The organism is Mycobacterium sp. NPDC050041, assembly GCF_049541695.1.
In the GTDB taxonomy this organism is placed as follows: Bacteria; Actinomycetota; Actinomycetes; order Mycobacteriales; family Mycobacteriaceae; genus Mycobacterium.
The window spans coordinates 141,035-157,349 of the sequence record NZ_JBMVDG010000007.1 but is presented as its reverse complement, the minus strand read 5'-3'; the positions used below and the strand labels follow the sequence as shown (position 1 = coordinate 157,349).

At 70.1% G+C, this 16,315-nt stretch carries 17 protein-coding genes; 5 read left to right on the top strand and 12 right to left on the bottom strand.

The annotated features are described in order from the left end of the window. Positions 1-32: 32 nt before the first annotated feature. Positions 33-1,247, bottom strand: a complete 1,215-nt coding sequence (gene glgC / locus ACPCHZ_RS21235; protein WP_423486543.1) for a glucose-1-phosphate adenylyltransferase — start codon at positions 1,245-1,247, stop codon at positions 33-35. A gap of 161 nt (positions 1,248-1,408) precedes the next feature. Here glgC and glgA point away from each other — a divergent pair, with 161 nt between their 5' ends. After that, complete coding sequence (gene glgA, locus ACPCHZ_RS21230) at positions 1,409-2,572, top strand: glycogen synthase (RefSeq protein WP_423486542.1); 1,164 nt, start codon at positions 1,409-1,411, stop codon at positions 2,570-2,572. 21 nt (positions 2,573-2,593) lie between these two features. Here the strand turns inward: glgA and ACPCHZ_RS21225 are convergent, their stop codons facing one another. The 7 genes from ACPCHZ_RS21225 to ACPCHZ_RS21195 form a co-directional block, all read right to left on the bottom strand. After that, on the bottom strand, positions 2,594-2,761 hold the full coding sequence (locus tag ACPCHZ_RS21225) for a DUF3117 domain-containing protein (protein WP_003406247.1): 168 nt from the start codon (positions 2,759-2,761) through the stop codon (positions 2,594-2,596). Between the two features lie 177 nt (positions 2,762-2,938). Further along, positions 2,939-3,565 (bottom strand): DNA-3-methyladenine glycosylase I, encoded by a 627-nt coding sequence (locus tag ACPCHZ_RS21220; RefSeq protein WP_423486541.1) that lies wholly within the window; start codon positions 3,563-3,565, stop codon positions 2,939-2,941. Then, complete coding sequence (locus ACPCHZ_RS21215) at positions 3,562-3,936, bottom strand: DivIVA domain-containing protein (RefSeq protein WP_423486540.1); 375 nt, start codon at positions 3,934-3,936, stop codon at positions 3,562-3,564. The genes ACPCHZ_RS21220 and ACPCHZ_RS21215 overlap by 4 nt, the downstream gene beginning before the upstream one ends. A 42-nt stretch (positions 3,937-3,978) precedes the next feature. After that, complete coding sequence (locus ACPCHZ_RS21210) at positions 3,979-4,929, bottom strand: glucosyl-3-phosphoglycerate synthase (RefSeq protein WP_423486539.1); 951 nt, start codon at positions 4,927-4,929, stop codon at positions 3,979-3,981. After that, entirely contained in the window at positions 4,926-5,750 is an 825-nt protein-coding gene (gene folP / locus ACPCHZ_RS21205; protein WP_364976659.1) for a dihydropteroate synthase, read from the bottom strand. Before folP ends, ACPCHZ_RS21210 begins: the two co-directional genes overlap by 4 nt. A 128-nt stretch (positions 5,751-5,878) precedes the next feature. Continuing rightward, positions 5,879-7,687: a long-chain-acyl-CoA synthetase FadD6 gene (gene fadD6 / locus ACPCHZ_RS21200; protein ID WP_423486538.1), complete on the bottom strand. Its 1,809-nt coding sequence runs from the start codon at positions 7,685-7,687 to the stop codon at positions 5,879-5,881. Positions 7,688-7,748: 61 nt separating this feature from the next. After that, positions 7,749-8,321, bottom strand: coding sequence for a TIGR00730 family Rossman fold protein (locus tag ACPCHZ_RS21195; RefSeq protein WP_423486537.1), 573 nt, complete (start codon positions 8,319-8,321; stop codon positions 7,749-7,751). Positions 8,322-8,414: 93 nt separating this feature from the next. Between ACPCHZ_RS21195 and ACPCHZ_RS21190 the strand changes: the two genes are divergently transcribed. The 3 genes from ACPCHZ_RS21190 to ACPCHZ_RS21180 all read left to right on the top strand — a co-directional run bounded on the left by ACPCHZ_RS21190 (position 8,415) and on the right by ACPCHZ_RS21180 (position 11,790). Next, entirely contained in the window at positions 8,415-10,484 is a 2,070-nt protein-coding gene (locus ACPCHZ_RS21190; RefSeq protein WP_423486536.1) for an AAA family ATPase, read from the top strand. Positions 10,485-10,590: 106 nt separating this feature from the next. Next, on the top strand, positions 10,591-10,971 hold the full coding sequence (locus ACPCHZ_RS21185; protein WP_423486684.1) for a type VII secretion target: 381 nt from the start codon (positions 10,591-10,593) through the stop codon (positions 10,969-10,971). A gap of 78 nt (positions 10,972-11,049) precedes the next feature. After that, a complete protein-coding gene (locus tag ACPCHZ_RS21180) occupies positions 11,050-11,790 on the top strand; it encodes a type VII secretion target (RefSeq protein WP_423486535.1) in 741 nt (246 codons plus the stop codon). Here ACPCHZ_RS21180 and ACPCHZ_RS21175 read toward each other — a convergent pair. The 4 genes from ACPCHZ_RS21175 to dapE all read right to left on the bottom strand — a co-directional run bounded on the left by ACPCHZ_RS21175 (position 11,783) and on the right by dapE (position 15,327). Beyond that, on the bottom strand, positions 11,783-13,396 hold the full coding sequence (locus tag ACPCHZ_RS21175; RefSeq protein WP_423486534.1) for an ABC-F family ATP-binding cassette domain-containing protein: 1,614 nt from the start codon (positions 13,394-13,396) through the stop codon (positions 11,783-11,785). The two genes, ACPCHZ_RS21180 and ACPCHZ_RS21175, sit on opposite strands and share 8 nt — an antisense overlap. Before the next feature lie 179 nt (positions 13,397-13,575). Then, entirely contained in the window at positions 13,576-13,872 is a 297-nt protein-coding gene (locus ACPCHZ_RS21170; protein ID WP_423486533.1) for a hypothetical protein, read from the bottom strand. A 5-nt stretch (positions 13,873-13,877) separates the two neighbouring features. Next, the gene (locus tag ACPCHZ_RS21165) at positions 13,878-14,183 is read right to left on the bottom strand and encodes a hypothetical protein (RefSeq protein WP_423486532.1); all 306 of its coding nucleotides are present in this window, start codon (positions 14,181-14,183) and stop codon (positions 13,878-13,880) included. A 76-nt stretch (positions 14,184-14,259) separates the two neighbouring features. After that, positions 14,260-15,327 carry a succinyl-diaminopimelate desuccinylase gene (gene dapE, locus ACPCHZ_RS21160; RefSeq protein WP_423486531.1) on the bottom strand — a complete coding sequence of 356 codons (1,068 nt, stop codon included), beginning with the start codon at positions 15,325-15,327 and terminating at the stop codon, positions 14,260-14,262. Positions 15,328-15,340: 13 nt separating this feature from the next. On the opposite strand from dapE, the gene dapD reads away from it, so the two are divergent. After that, positions 15,341-16,306 carry a 2,3,4,5-tetrahydropyridine-2,6-dicarboxylate N-succinyltransferase gene (dapD, locus tag ACPCHZ_RS21155; RefSeq protein WP_423486683.1) on the top strand — a complete coding sequence of 322 codons (966 nt, stop codon included), beginning with the start codon at positions 15,341-15,343 and terminating at the stop codon, positions 16,304-16,306. The last annotated feature ends 9 nt before the right edge of the window (positions 16,307-16,315 follow it).

Genomic DNA, 16,315 nt, shown 5'->3' with positions numbered 1-16,315 from the left:
GCCGGGAACGCCGTTCCGCGGCGGGTGACGAGCTAGATCCAGACGCCCTTACCGACGGCGACCACTCCGCCGGCGCTGATCGCGAAGCGTTCGCGGTCCTTCTCCAAGTCGACGCCGACCATCTCCCCCGGCCCGACGACGACGTTCTTGTCCAGGATCGCGTGGCGCACCACCGCACCCCGGCCGACGCGGGCGCCCGGCATGACGACGCTGCCCTCGACGATCGCGCCGTCGTCGATGACGACGTTGCTGGACAGCACCGAGTTGCGCACCGACGCCGCGGAGATGATGCTCCCGGCGCCGACCACCGACTCCTGCGCGGAACCGCCGTTGACGAACTTCGCCGGCGCCAGGTTCCCGGACTCCCCGCGGATCGGCCAGCGCTTGTTGTAGAGGTTGAACACCGGGTGCACCGACACCAGGTCCATGTGCGCGTCGTAGAACGCGTCGAGGGTTCCGACGTCGCGCCAGTAGCCGTGATCGCGTTCGGTGGCGCCGGGCACCTCGTTGTTGGAGAAGTCGTAGACGGCGGCCATGCCGTCGGACACCAGCCGCGGAATGATGTCGCCGCCCATGTCGTGGTCGGAATGGTCCTCGTCGGCATCGGCGCGGATGGCGTCGATGAGCACCTTGGTGGTGAAGATGTAGTTGCCCATCGAGACGAACGCCTCGTCGGGATTGTCCGGCGTGCCCGGCGGATCGGCGGGCTTCTCGATGAAGCTGCGGATCCGTCCGGACTCGTCGGCGTCGATGACCCCGAACGCACTCGCTTCGGCGCGGGGCACCCGGATACCGGCCACGGTCGCCCCGGCACCGCTCTCGATGTGGAACTGGACCATCTGCTCAGGGTCCATCCGATACACGTGATCGGCGCCGAACACGACGATGTAGTCGGGATCCTCGTCGTAGATCAGGTTCATCGACTGGTAGATCGCGTCGGCCGACCCGGTGTACCAGCGCGGCCCGAGCCGTTGCTGGGCGGGCACCGGGGTGATGTACTCGCCGGCCAGGCCGCTCAGCCGCCAGTTTTGCGAGATGTGGCGGTCGAGTGAATGCGACTTGTATTGCGTGAGAACGCAGATCCGCAGATACCGGGCGTTGACCAGGTTCGACAGCACGAAGTCGATGAGCCGGTAGGCGCCGCCGAAGGGAACCGCGGGCTTCGCCCGGTCAGCCGTCAGCGGGTAGAGCCGCTTGCCTTCCCCGCCGGCCAGGACGATGCCCAGCACATGTGGCAATTCCCTCATGATCCAAACCTATCCGCCGGTACCCACCAGGGCCAGCCATTGACCGTTTTGAAGGCCGGTCTGTCAAGGCGTTTGGCTCCGCAACGGCATAGGCGTACCCGGCTCACGGCAGCTTCAAAACAAGCCTGCGGTGGCGCGTCGCGACAACTACCGTCGTAGGCATGCGGGTGGCGATGATGACGCGGGAGTACCCACCCGAGGTGTACGGCGGAGCCGGCGTGCACGTGACCGAACTCGTCGCCCAGCTACGCAAGCTGTGCGACGTCGACGTGCACTGCATGGGCGCCGAACGCCCCGGCGCATTCGTCGCGCAGCCCGATCCCGCGCTCAAGGGCGCCAATCCCGCGTTGTCCACGCTGTCGGCCGATCTCACCATGGTCAACGGCGCCGGCCAGGCCGACGTCGTGCATTCGCACACCTGGTACGCCGGGCTGGCCGGTCACCTCGCGGCGCTGCTCTACGGCGTTCCGCACGTGCTGACGGCGCACTCGCTGGAGCCGATGCGGCCCTGGAAGGCCGAACAGCTCGGTGGCGGCTACCGGGTCTCGTCCTGGGTCGAGCGCACCGCGGTGGAGGCCGCCGACGCCGTGATCGCGGTCAGCGCCGGCATGCGCGCCGACGTGCTGCGCACCTACCCGGCGTTGAGTCCCGCTCGGGTGCACGTCGTGCGCAACGGGATCGACACCGAGGTGTGGTACCCCGCCGAGCCGCAGCGAGGCGAATCGGTGCTGGCCGAACTCGGCGTCGACCCGAGCCGGCCGATCGCCGCCTTCGTCGGTCGGATCACCCGCCAGAAGGGCGTCGCCCATCTGGTCGCCGCCGCCCACGGGTTCGCCCCCGAGGTCCAGCTGGTGCTGTGCGCAGGCGCCCCGGACACACCGGAGATCGCCGCCGAGGTGACCGCCGCCGTGCAGGAGCTGGCGCGGGCGCGCACGGGCGTGTTCTGGGTGCGCGAGATGCTGCCGATCGGCAAGATCCGCGAAATTCTCTCTGCCGCGACGGTTTTCGTGTGTCCCTCGGTGTACGAACCGCTCGGCATCGTGAACCTCGAGGCGATGGCGTGCTCGACGCCGGTGGTGGCCTCCGACGTCGGCGGCATCCCTGAGGTGGTGGCCGACCACCAGACCGGGCTACTGGTGCACTACGACCCCACCGACACGGCGTTCTTCGAGACCAGGTTGGCCGACGCGGTCAACTCCCTGGTCGCCGAGCCGGCCAAGGCCCGCGAATACGGGCAGGCTGGCAGGCAGCGCTGCATCAAGGAGTTCTCGTGGGCGCACATCGCCGAGGAGACCCTGCAGATCTACCGCGACATCTGCCCGTAGCGGCCGAAGCCGGCTGACCGACTAGCTGGTGACGCCCTTGAGTTCGTCGCCCAGGGCGGCCGCCTCATCGGGTGTGAGTTCGACGACGAGTCGACCACCGCCTTCAAGTGGTACCCGCATCACGATGCCGCGCCCCTCCTTGGTTGCTTCCAGAGGACCGTCGCCGGTCCGGGGCTTCATCGCCGCCATCGAGTGCTCCCTCCACCATGAACCATCCCGCCGGGTGCGGCTGCGCCACACCTGGTCGGCCGGGCTGCCCACTCGTCGGCAGCACCCGGAGCTGAACTGCTACGACCTCTATTGTTCCCTATCCACCGGGGTGGATGTGCAAGACCCGTCGATGACGCGCCCAGGACGACGCCAAGATCAGTCCGACGCGGCCCCCGCCCGATGCCCGGCGGCGACCGGAACCCAGCAGTCCGCGACGTGGTCGTCGACCATCCCGGTGGCCTGCATCAACGCATACGCCGTTGTGGGACCGACGAACCGGAACCCGCGCCGCTTGAGGTCCTTGGCCATCGCGGTGGACTCGGGCGTGACGGCAGGCACCTGCGAGAGGTCGGCGGGGCGCGGCCGGGCCGCGGGCGCGAACGACCACAACAGTTCACCGAGGTCCACTCCGGCGTCGTTGAGGTCGGCGACCGCGCGGGCGTTGGCGATGGTGGCGTCGATCTTCGCGCGGTTGCGCACGATGCCGGTGTCGGCCAGCAGGCGTTCGACGTCGCGGTCGGTGAAGCGGGCGACCTTCTCGGCGTCGAACCCGGCGAAGGCGCGCCGGAAGTTGTCCCGCTTACGCAGGATGATCAGCCAGGACAGCCCGCTCTGGAACGCCTCGAGGCTGATGCGCTCGAAAAGGGCGCCGGCATCGTGCAGCGGCCTGCCCCACTCGGTGTCGTGATAGTCGCGGTAGAGAACGAAATCCGGCGGCGCCAACCGGCTCTGGTCGATCCAGCCGCACCGCGTCCGGCCGTCGTCCGCGGTGGGGGTGGTCACGGCTGTTCCGGCTCGCCCGAAGGTGCGGCGTGCGCGCCGGCCTCGGCGGGGTCCCGTCGGGCCCCGGTGTCCGCGTCGAGTCCGTGTGCACCGCGGACCGCGGCGAGTTCACCGCGAAGCTGGTCGAGTTCCTGGCCGAGCCGGTCGAGCACCCAGTCGACCTCGCCGGCCTTGTAACCGCGCAGGGTCTGGGTGAACTTGAGCGCGTCGACATCGGCGCCGGTGACGCCGGAGGCCGGCAGCACCGTGGCGGTGGTGTCGCGGGGCAGGGGTGGCAGCGACTCCCCGCGGCCGAACAGCGCGCTGCCCACGGCGAACAGCACGATGGCCACCAGTACCAGCACCACCAGGTAGAGCAGGATCAGGGTCACGTCCTCGATACTGCCTGACCGGTGTGACAGCCTGCAGCAGGGTCAGCGGGGGCGCAGCGTCACCATCGGTGGCCGGTCCTCCAGCGACACGCCGGACGAGCGCGGCGTGTAGCCGTCGCCGTCGGCGAAGAACTGGGTGAGCCCGACCCCGGAGTCGGTGATGCCGCAGCGGGTCAGCAGGGTGGCGATCACCTGACGGCTCATCGACGCGAGTTCGGTGAGCGGACGGTTCCGGTGCACCCGCACGCCGAGGTTCACCTGGGCCAGCGCGTCGAGGCCGAGCCGGTCGTAGGCGTCGACCAGCAGGCCGATCTCCACCCCGTAGCCCGGGGCGAACGGCACCGCGGTGAGGAGTTCGCGGGTGCCCGCGTACTCGCCGCCCAGCGGCTGCAGCACACAGGTCAGTTCGGGGCGCAGCGCGGCCAGAAGGGGACGCGCCACCAGTTCGGTGACCCGGCCGCCGCCGTTGGCGTCCTCGCTACCGCTCACCTTGAGCGGACGCCGGTAGAAGCCCTTGACCAGGTGCACGCCGTCGCAGGTCAGCAGCGGCCCGAGCAGCTTCGGCACGAACATCGGGTCGGGGTCGATCAGGTCGGAGTCGACGAAGGCGATCACGTCACCGGTGGCGGCCGCCAGGGACCGCCACAGCACCTCGCCCTTGCCCGGTTGCGGCGCCACCTCGGGCAGCGCCGCCTCGCGGCTGATCACCCGGGCGCCTGCGGCCATCGCGCGGATGGCGGTGTCATCGGTGGATCCCGAGTCCAGCACGATCAGTTCGTCGACCAGCCCGCCGAGCAGTGGCGTGATGGTCTCCACCACGCTCGCCACGGTGGCCTCTTCGTTGAGTGCCGGCAACACCACAGAGACGGTGCGGCCGGCCTTGGCGGCCTCGAGTTCGGCGACGGTCCACGACGGTCGGTTCCAGCTGTGGTCGGCGAGCCACCGGTGTCGTGCGATCGCCTCGGCGGCTGTCAGATCGGATATCGCAGTCATGCCAGTCCCCTCACCGTGCGCGTCGGTGGACGCACGCCCTGTATCGACGCGACCATCTCGAGTACACGTCGAGTGGGTCCGACCTCGTGCACACGGAACATCGCCGCTCCTGCCGCCGCCGCGAGTGCGGTGGCGGCGAGCGTGCCCTCCAGGCGTTCGGTCAGACCCACACCGAGAGTCTCCCCGACGAAGTCCTTGTTGCTCAGGGCCATCAGGACCGGCCATCCAGTTTTTACAAGGTCTTCCACGTGACGCAACAAAGTAAGACCGTGGTAAGTGTTCTTGCCGAAATCGTGCGTCGGATCGATCAGGACGCGGTCTTTCGGCACTCCGGCGGCGACAGCCCGCTCGGCGGACTGCGTCACCTCGGCGATGACGTCGTCGACCACGCCGCGCTCGGAGATGCCGTAGCGCACCCGGAACGGCCGGGTCCGCGGGACGGCGCCGCCGGTGTGTGAGCACACCAGCCCGGCGCCGAACTCGGCGGCCACCTCGGGCAGATCCCGATCGTGCCCGCCCCAGGTGTCGTTGATCAGGTCGGCCCCCGCCGCGCACGCCGCCTTGGCCACCTCGGCGCGCCAGGTGTCGACACTGATCACCACGTCGGGGTACGTGCCGCGCAGCCACTCGATGAACGGCACGACCCGGGCGATCTCCTCGGCCGCGTCGACCACCGTTCCCGGCCCCGCCTTGACCCCGCCGATGTCCACCACGTCGGCGCCGTCGGCGACCACGCGGTGCGCGGCTGCCTTGGCGGCGTCGTCGCTGAACGTGGCGCCGCGGTCGTAGAACGAGTCCGGCGTGCGGTTCACGATCGCCATGATCAGCGCCCGGTCACCGGTGACCGGGCGGCCGAGGAATGTCGCCGCCACCCGTCCAGGCTATCGACGCCGGCGATTACGGCGTGATTCAGCACGCTGAGGGCGCCTTTCCACGCCGAGATCACCCGCTACTTGGGCTTCTTGCCGTCCTTCACCTCACTGAGGTACTCGTCGTAGTACTCGACGTATCCCTCGTCCTTGCCGGACAGCACGTAGATCGGGTCCTCGATGTCGTTCGCCTCTTCGTCGCCCTCGCCGGAGTTGCCGCCGTAACCCTCCTTGCGCAGGTCGACCTTCTGACTCTTGAAGGTCGACGTGTGCGCGAGTTCCTCGACCACCCGGACGAACAGCGGCACCGCGTAGACCGGCAGCTTGTCGAAGGCCGCCTTCGCCAGCGCCTTCCCGTCGAACTCCTTGCCGTCCTTGAGCTGGATGGCGACCATGCCCGCCTTGCCGCCGGTGTCGGGCACCTCGACGCCGAACACCGTGCACTCCTCGACCTGGGGGTCGCTGGAGACCGCGGCCTCGACCTCGGTGGTGGCGACGTTCTCGCCCTTCCAGCGGAACGTGTCGCCGAGGCGGTCGGTGAACGCGGCGTGCCCGAAGCCCTGCGAGCGCATCAGGTCGCCGGTGTTGAACCACACGTCGCCCTTCTTGAACGCATCGCGGACGAGCTTCTTCTCCGACTCCTTCTCGTCGGTGTAGCCGTCGAACGGCTGGAAGTTGCTCACCTTGGACAGCAGCAGGCCGGGCTCGCCGTTCTTGACCTTCTTCACCCGGCCCTTGTCGTCGCGCACCGGGTCGCCGGATTCCTCGTCGTACTCGACGAACGCCACCGGCGTCGGGCAGATGCCGGTGGTCTTGTCGACGTTGAAGAAGTTGACGAAGGCGGTGTTGCCCTCGCTGGCCGCGTAGAACTCACACACCCGGTCGATACCGAAGCGCTCGGTGAAGTCGTCCCAGATGGCCGGCCGCAACCCGTTGCCGCCGATCACCCGCACCCGGTGCTTCCGGTCGGTGTCCTTCTCGGGCTGGTTGAGCAGGTAGGTGCAGATCTCGCCGATGTAGACGAACGCGGTCGCGTCGTACCGGATGACGTCGTCCCAGAACTTCGACGCGGAGAACGACTTGCCGAGCGCCAGCGTCGCGCCGGAGTTGAGCACCGACGACAGCGCGACCGTCAGCGCGTTGTTGTGGTACAGCGGCAGGCAGCAGTACAGGATGTCGTCGCTGTTGAGCCGCATGCCGAGGCCACCGAATCCCGCCAGCGCGCGCAGCCAGCGGTAGTGGGTCATCACGCTCGCCTTGGGCATCCCGGTGGTGCCGGAGGTGAAGATGTAGAACGCCTTGTCCTTGGCCAGCACCGCGGAGGCGGTGGCGGGATTCTCCGTCGGCGCCTCCTCGGCGAGACGCTTGAGCTCGTCGAGGGTGAGCAGCGCGTCGGTGTCCGCGCCGCTCTCCTTGATCGGGTCGACGAAGTCCGGGTCGGCGACGACGACGGTCGCCGAGAGCAAGCCAAGGCTGTGCTCGAGAACGTCGCCGCGCTGGTTGTAGTTCAGCATTCCCGAGATGGCGCCGCACTTGACCGCGGCCAGCATGATCAGCACCGGTTCCGGCGAGTTCTTCAGCATGATGCCGACGACGTCTCCGTGGCCGACGCCACGGGCCGAAAGCACCGCCGCGTACCGGTTGACGGTCTCGTTCGCCTCGCGGTAGGTCAGCTCCTGATCCTCGAACTTCAGGAACAGGTTGTCGCCGTAGCGGGCCGCCCGGTCCTGAAAGACCTTTCCGATCGACGTCTTGGCCGACGGGCGGGCGCCGAATCCGGTCACCACGCCTCGCACGATGGTCGGCACGTCCATGATCAGGCCCGGCACGCGGCTGGCGATGTCGAGCAGCCCCACGCTGCTGCGGGTGCCGGATTTCTCGTCGGTCATGCGGTGCGTCCCCTCCGATGGTCGTATGTGCGCAACACCCTATCCCCGCGTGTGACCGCCATCACCCGACCGGTGCGCATACCGCCATGGCGGCGTCGACGTCGTCGACGACAACCAGCCGGTCGAGCGCCCCGGGAGAGACATAGCCGCTGTCGACCAGGCCGTGCAACCACGCCATCAGGCCGGCGTAGTGCCCGAACGGGTCGAGCATGACCAGGGGTTTGCTATGCATACCCAAATATCCGGCGGTCCAGGCTTCGAAGAATTCCTCGAGCGTCCCGATCCCGCCGGGCAGCGCGACGAAGGCGTCGGCGCGGTCCTCCATGACCTGCTTGCGCTCCCGCATGGTGTCGGTGACGACGAGTTCGTCGGCCTCGACGTCGGCCAGCTCGCGGTGCACCAGCGCCTTGGGGATGACGCCGATGGTCCGGCCGCCGCGTGAGCGCGCGCCGTCGGCGACCGCTCCCATCGCCGAGACGTTGCCGCCGCCGGACACCAGCGTCCAGCCGCGGTCGGCGATCGCCGCCCCCACCCGGGTGGCGAGATCCAACAGTTCGGGGTGCGTCGGACCCGACGCGCAGTAGACGCACACCGCCCATTGGCGGTCGGCGACGGGATCGGCTGGGGAAGACATTCCGCCAACCTAGACGAGCCACACCGGCCCGGACGCACGGCCGGCATCGGGATTCCGCGGTCGCAGTTGAGCTGCTGGCCATAGGATCCGGCGGTGCCTGTCGACTGGGTTACCGCTGACCACGAACCGGCGCTGCGAGCGCTCGAGGCGGGCGTGCGAGACCGCGGCGGGGTGGTGCTGGTCGGTCCGGCCGGGGTCGGCAAGACCACGCTGGCGCGGCAGACCGTCGAGCACCTCGGGCCTGCCGACTGGGTGATCGCGACGGCGCCGGCGAGGGCGGTGCCGTTCGGGGCGTTCCGCGATGTCGTCGACATCCCGGCGCACGGCAAGACGGCGGCGGTGCTGCGGGCCGCCGAGGCGGCGCTCGCCGGGCGGCTGATCGTGGTCGACGACGCGCATCTGCTCGACCGGCTGTCGGCGACGCTGCTGTACCGGCTCGCCCTGCGTGGGACGACCCGGCTGGTCGTCACCGTCGGCGGTCCGGCGCCCGACGAGGTGTCCGCGCTGTGGAAAGACGACCTGCTGGCCCGGGTGGACGTCGATCCGGCGGCTCACGACGATGCCCGGCTGGAGACCCAGGTGGCCGAGTTCCTCGCCGACCTGCCTGCCGCCACCCGCAGGGCGGTGCACTACCTGGTGGTCACCGACCCGGTGCCGCTGCCGGTTCTGCGGGCGCTCGTCGGCGCCGACGCGGTCGCCGACGCGCAGCGCCACGGCCTGATCGCCGTCGACGACGAACTGGTGCGAGCCGGGCACCCGCTGTTCGTCGACGCGGCCCGTGACGAACTCGGCGGACCCGACCTGCGCCGGATGCGCACCGAACTCGTGGAGAAGCTGGCGGCGGCGGGGCCGGGTGGGGTGGTCGACCGGTTGTGGCTGGCCGTCATCGCCGCCGAGAGCGACTACGCACTTCCGGCGGATGTGATGGCCGATGCGGCCGCCGAGGCACTGCGGCTGGGCGACCTGCACCTCAGTGAGCAGTTGGGCCGCGCGGCGGTCACCCCGGCCAGTGGGTTGGCCACCCGGCTCCCGCTGGCCTACGCGCTGGCGTGGCAGGGGCGCGGCCGCGACGCCGACGCTGTGCTCGCCGCGGTCGACCCCACCGATCTCAGCGAGGACGACCTGATGGAGTGGGCGCTGCCGCGGGCGGCGAACCAGTTCTGGATGTTGTCGGAGCCCGAGCGCGCGACGGCATTCCTGCGGACGGTGCGGGCCCGGGTGTCCGCACCGGGCGCCCGCGCGACGGTCGACGCGCTGTCGGCGACGTTCGCGATGAACGCCGGGACGCCGGCACGGGCGGTCGAGATCGCCACCGAGGTGCTGGCCACTCCCGAGGCCGACGGCACGGCGGTGGGCTGGGCCGCCTCGGCCGCCGCACTCAGCTGTGCCCGGCTCGGCCGGTTCGACGAGGTGGACGCGTTGGCCGAGCGGGCGCAGGCCGCTGATCACCCGGGGTTGCTGCGATTCACCAGTGGCTTCGGCCAGACCACCGCGCTGCTGATGGCCGGCGAGCTGCAGCAGGCGTTGGAGCTGGCCCGGCAACTGGCCGATGTCACGCAGCTGCAGCAGCCGGGCCAGGCGATCGGCGAGGTCGTGGTCGCCGACGTGCTCATCGCCCGGGGTGAGCTGGTGGCTGCCACCGAACTGCTGCGCCGGGCGACGGCGGAGTTGGCGCCGACCGGCTACTCCTGGGCGTCGCTGGCGTGGATGTTGTTGACGCAGGCGCTCGGTCAGCAGGGCGCCACGGTGGAGGCGGGGAAGGCGTTGGCGCGCGCGGAGTCCCGGCACGGCCTCAAGTCGATGCTGTTCGCTCCGGAGCTGGGGCTGGCCAGGGCGTGGACGCATCACGCGCGCCGGGACGTGCACGCCGCGGTGGCGGCCGCGAGAGATGCCGCCAAGACGGCCGAGCGGGGCGGGCAGACGGCGCTGGCGCTGCGGGCACTGCTGGACGCGGTGCGGTTGGGCGACGTACGGGCGGCCGGCACGCTCGCCCGGCTCGACGTGCGATGTGTGTTCGGCGGGCTCACCCTCGAGTACGCGAAAGCTCTGACTGCAGGGGACCATTCGGCGCTGAACGCCGTCGCCGGGCGTTTCGATGCGGTCGGGATGCACGGCGCCGCGCGCGATGCCCGACGGCAGGCGGCGGATTCCCGTCCGTCCTAGTCCCGGCCGCCGTCGGAATTTGGTGCACAGGGCGCACACAGCCCCCGCTTAAGCTCGAAACACCAGCCGATCCGGGAGGTGCGTCGTGTTCAGTGAGCCGTTGTCCGTGGAAACCGGCGACCTGCGCGCGTTTTCGCGCAGGCACGCCGACGTCGCGTCCGACATCACGCAACTGGCCCGGCGCGCGCCCGACGGAGCCGAGGTCGCGTCGACGCACGGCACCATCGGGTTCGGCATGCAGGCCGCGCTGAAGGAACTGCTCGGAGCGCGTCTGGGAAGCCTGCAGACGACGGCGGGCAGCGGCGACGGCATCGCCGAGATGCTGCAGACGGCGGCGCGCGAATACGCCGGCCTGGACGACGACGGGGCGCAGCGCATCGAAGGCGCCTGGGGTGGCGGCGTGGACTTCCCGTTCCCCGACATCACCACCACACCCCCGGCCGGCGCGCCCGCTCCTCTGCCGGTCCCGGGTGGTCGCCCCACCTGACGCCACATCGGTGCGAGGAGCAGCGACCGCGCGGCTTTAGGATTGCTGCACGTCGCCGTCGAACCGAAAGAGTGGCACATGTCAGGGTCGCTGTCCGTCCAACCCGGGAGCCTGCGGACGTACTCCCAGCAGCATGGGGACGTCGCCAGTGCCGTCACGCAGGTCTCTGCGAACACTCCCGACGTCTCCGCGATCTCCACGACCTACGGAAACATCGCCTCGGGTGTCTCCACGGCACTGGGTGATCTGCTCGGCGCACGGGGCGGCGCACTGACCTCGACGGCGTCCAAGGCCCGGCAGCTGGCGGATGGTCTGATGAACTCGGCGGGCCTGTACGAGCAGAGCGATCAGCAGGGCGCCGAGTCGATCAACGCCGCATCGACCGGTTCCACCGGATCGCCGTCGACCGCGAACAGCGCCTCGTCGGGGGCGGGCCAGATGCTGAGTCAACTCGGACAGCAGGCCGGCCAGCAGGTCGGTCAGCTCGCGCAGACGGCCGGTCAGGCCGTCGCCGGCATCGGCCAGATTCCGGCGCAGGTGCTGCAGGGCGTGCAGGGCATCGTCGAGGCCGCCACGGGCGCAGGCACGGACACCGCCGCGGCGGCCACCGGCCCGGCCGGCGGCGACACCCCTGCGGCGCCCGCCGATCCGGCCGGCGGTGGCCCGGCCGGTGCGGACGACCGGCAGCCCGGCGACGAGAAGGACGCGGATGACCGGCAGCGCGGCGAGCAGGAACCCGCGCCGGAGAAGAAGCCCGAGGACGAGCGGCCTGCGCCCGCGCCGACACGTCCCCCGGTTGCCGACGCGACACTCACCTAGGCACCAGCACCCCGTCGGCGAGATGCAGTCGGCGCTGCACCGCGATCTCGTCGAGGAAGCGGTCGTCGTGACTCACCACCACGAACGCGCCCCGGTAGGCGTTCAGCGCCGCCTCCAGCTGCCCGATGCTCACCAGGTCGAGGTTGTTGGTCGGCTCGTCGAGCAGAAGCAGCTGCGGCGCCGGCTCGGCGAACAGCACGCACGCCAGGGTGGCGCGCAGTCGCTCGCCGCCGGACAGCGCCCCGACCGGCAGGTGGATGCGGTCACCGCGGAAGAGGAACTGCGCCAGCAGGTGCATCCGGCGGGTGTGCGACAGGCTCGGTGCGAACGCCGCCAGGCTCTCGGCGACCGAGCGCTGCGTGTCGAGCAGGTCCAGTCGCTGCGACAGGTACGCGACCCTGCCCTCGGCCCGTTTCACGCTGCCCGCGTCGGGCGGCAGATCACCGGAGATCAGGCGTAGCAGAGTCGACTTCCCCGCCCCGTTCGGACCGGTCAGCGCGATGCGCTCCGGACCCTGGACGGTCAGCCCGACTCCGTTGTCCGCGAACAGCTTTCGGTCACCACGCGTGACCTGCAGCCCCTCGGCCGCCAGCACGGTTCGTCCGGCGGGCACGGCGGTCGCGGGCAGGTCGAGCACGATGGCGTCGTCGTCGCGCAGCGCCCGCTCGGCATCGTCGAGTCGGGAGCGTGCGTCGTCGACGCGCTTTTCGTGCACGTCGTCGGCCCGGCCCGCCGACTCCTGCGCCTTGCGTTTCAACGCACCGGCGATGATCTTCGGCAGGCCGGCGTCCTTGACGTTGCGCGCAGCGGTGCCCGAGCGGCGGACCGCGCGTTCGCGGGCCTGTTGCATCTGCCGCTTCTCCCGTTTGAGCTGCTGCCCGGCGTTGCGCAGGTTGCTCTCGGCGAGCTGCTGGTCCGCCGCGACGGTCTCCTCGTAGGCGGTGAAACCCCCGCCGTAGAACCGCATCTCGCCGCGGTAGAGCTCCGCGATCTGGTCCATCCGGTCGAGCAGCATCCGGTCGTGACTCACCACCACCAGACACCCCGCGAAGTCGTCCAGAGCGGCGTACAGCGCGTGCCGGGCATCGGCGTCGAGATTGTTCGTCGGCTCGTCGAGCAGCAACACGTCGGGCCGCTTGAGCAGTTGCGCGGCCAGACCCAGGGTGACCACCTCACCACCGGACAGCGTGCCCAGGGTGCGGTCCAGCGCGACGTGCCCGAGTCCGAGGCGGTCGAGTTGCGCGCGGGTGCGCTCCTCGACATCCCAGTCGTCACCGATCGCGGTGAAGACCTCCTCGCGTGCGTCGCCGGCGGCCAGGGCGGCCAAAGCGTCGCGTGCACCGGCGATTCCGAGCACATCGGCGACGCCGCGCTCGGCGGTGAAGGGCAGTGCCTGCGGCAGGTAGCCCAGTACCCCGTCGACGGTGACCGCGCCCGAGGTCGGGTCGTGTTCGCCGGCGATCAGTCTGAGCAGGGTGGTCTTGCCTGCACCGTTGGGCGCGACCAGGCCGGTGCGCCCGTCACCGAGCGCGAAGGACAGGTCGGCGAACTGGAGCGACCCGTCGGGCCACGCGAAGGACAGATTCGTAGCGATGATCGAAGACATGAGGAGGCTTTCGTGGGGTCGCGGACAGACCGGTGCCGCGACAAGGACGATGGACGACTGCGATCTCTCCGGATCACCCGGAGATGTCGTCGTCTCCCCACATGTCTTCAGCCCACCTCGATCGGGAACATTCGTCCGCTGCCCACTCTAGGAGCGCCGTCAAGCGGATATCCGGACCGTCAACCCAGCGAGGCGGCCAGCCCGACGAAACTGACGCACACCGCTATCGCGGCGAACACGACCGCGGCGAAGGCCCCTTCGGCCACCTCGAGCAGTCGGCGGCATCGGGGCAGGAGGGACAGCAGGCTGCACAGTCCGGCCAGGATCAGCGGCGCCAGCCAGGCGTACAGCCAGAAGTACAGGAAGACGTTGCTGGACGCCGCCAGGACACCGAGCCCGAACCCGACGAGCATCAGTGGCGACCCCGGTGACCGGTCGAGCGAAGGACGCTTCGCCGCCTCCGATTCGTAGGACACCGTGCTCAGATTCCACTGACTTGCACGGCAACCCAGCCGATCACCAGCCAACCGCTGAGCACGGCCACCGCGACGCCGACTCCCGCGCTGCGTCGACCGATCGACTGCCCCCGCATTACCAGCGTCGCGGCCACCGTCAGCGCCAGCACCGTCGCGATGGCCGCCGCGAACCACTGCCCGCCGCCGAATTCGCGGTCTCTGCCGGGGCTGTCGGCACCGAACCCGACGAACAGCGTGGTGAGTACGCCCCACAGCAAGCCGCCCCCCGCGGCGCCGGAGTACAACGCCTGACGCCAATTCACGCTCCGCATCGGCCCACACCCCCGTCTCCTGCCTCGAGGCTAATCCGCGGTACCGAGGTGAACGTGACGCTGATTTCGGGAGTCGTCAGGCCGTCAGGTAAGCCCGCAGCATGTCCGTTGTCTCGGTGATGCGGCCGATCTGCACGCGCTCGTCGGCGCGATGGGCGAGGTTGGGGTCGCCGGGCCCGTAGTTGACCGCCGGGATGCCCAGCGCCGCGAACCGCGCCACGTCGGTCCACCCGTACTTGGCCCGCACCTGTCCGCCTGCGGCCTCGACCAGCTTCGCCGCCGCCGGTTGGGTGAGCCCGGGCAACGCACCCGGCGCGGCGTCGGTCTGCTCGATCCGGACGTCGAGGCCGTCGAGGACCTGGTGCACGTGGGCGAGGGCCTGTTCTACGCTGCGATCCGGCGCGAAGCGGAAGTTCACCGTCACCGACGCGGCGTCCGGGATGACGTTGCCGGCCACGCCGCCGTCGATCCGCACCGCCGACAGCCCCTCTCGGTAGACGCAGCCGTCGATGTCCACACTGCGCGCCTCATATGCCGACAGCCGGTCGAGGACCGCTCCGAGCTTGTGAATCGCGTTGTCGCCCAGCCATGATCGCGCGGAATGCGCCCTGGTGCCCGTCGCGCTGACCACCACCCGCAGCGTGCCCTGGCAGCCCGCCTCGATATAACCCCCGGACGGCTCGCCGAGGATCGCGACGTCGGCCTGCAGCCAGTCCGGCAGCTCCCGCTCGATGCGGCCGAGGCCGTTGGCGCTGGCCTCGATCTCCTCGCAGTCGTACATCACGAGGGTCAGGTCGTGGCTGGGCTCGGCGATGGTGGCGGCCAGGTGGAGGAAGACCGCATCGCCGGACTTCATGTCCGATGTGCCGCAGCCGTGCAGTTCGTCGCCGTCCATCCGGCTCGGCACGTTGTCGACGGCGGGCACGGTGTCGATGTGCCCGGCCAGCAGCACCCGCGACGGCCGGCCGAGGTTGGTACGCGCCAGCACCGCGTCACCGTTGCGGACGATCTCGAAGCCTTGGGTCTGTGCGCGCAGCGCGGCCTCGATCTCGTCGGCGATGCGCTGCTCGTGCCGCGATTCGCTGGGGATGTCGACCAGCGCGGCGGTGAGCGCGACGGGGTCGGCATGCAGGTCCAGGGCCACAGCACTAGACCCTATTCCAGTAGCCTGGGGCACCGTGACTTCTGCTGTAGGAATCGGCCTGGCGACGCTGGCGGCCGACGGGACGGTGCTCGACACCTGGTTCCCGGCTCCCGAACTGGACATCGACGGCGATCCGGGCACGGTGCGGCTGTCGGTGGCCGAGGTGCCCGAGGAGCTGGCGGTGCTGGCCGGGCGTGACGAGGAGCGCGACGTCGAGACCATCGTGGTGCGCACGGTGATCGGCTCGCTGGCCGACAAGCCGGTCGACGGCTACGACGCCTACCTGCGGCTGCATCTGTTCTCCCACCGATTGATCAAGCCGCACGAGGCGAACATGGACGGCGTGTTCGGCGTGCTGGCCAACGTGGTGTGGACGAACTTCGGCCCGTGCGCTGTCCCCGGCTTCGAGACCGTGCGGGCCCGGTTGCGCCGACGCGGGCCGGTGACGGTCTACGGCATCGACAAGTTCCCGCGCATGGTCGACTACGTCGTCCCGACGGGCGTGCGGATCGCCGATGCCGACCGCGTGCGGCTGGGCGCGCACCTCGCGACCGGCACCACGGTGATGCACGAGGGCTTCGTCAACTACAACGCCGGAACGCTGGGCAATTCGATGGTCGAGGGCCGGATCTCGGCGGGTGTCGTCGTCGACGACGGATCGGATGTCGGCGGCGGCGCGTCGATCATGGGCACGCTGTCCGGCGGCGGGAAGGACGTGATCTCGGTCGGGAAACGCTGCCTGCTGGGCGCCAATGCCGGGCTGGGTATCTCGCTGGGCGACGACTGCGTGGTGGAGGCAGGCCTGTACGTCACCGCGGGCACCAAGGTGCAGACCACCGACGGGCAGACGGTCAAGGCGCGCGACCTGTCCGGCTCGAACAACTTGCTGTTCCGCCGCAATTCGCTGTCCGGGGCGGTCGAGGTGGTCAAACGCGACGGCACCGGCATCACGCTCAACGAGGCGCTGCACGCCAACTGACCGACGGGC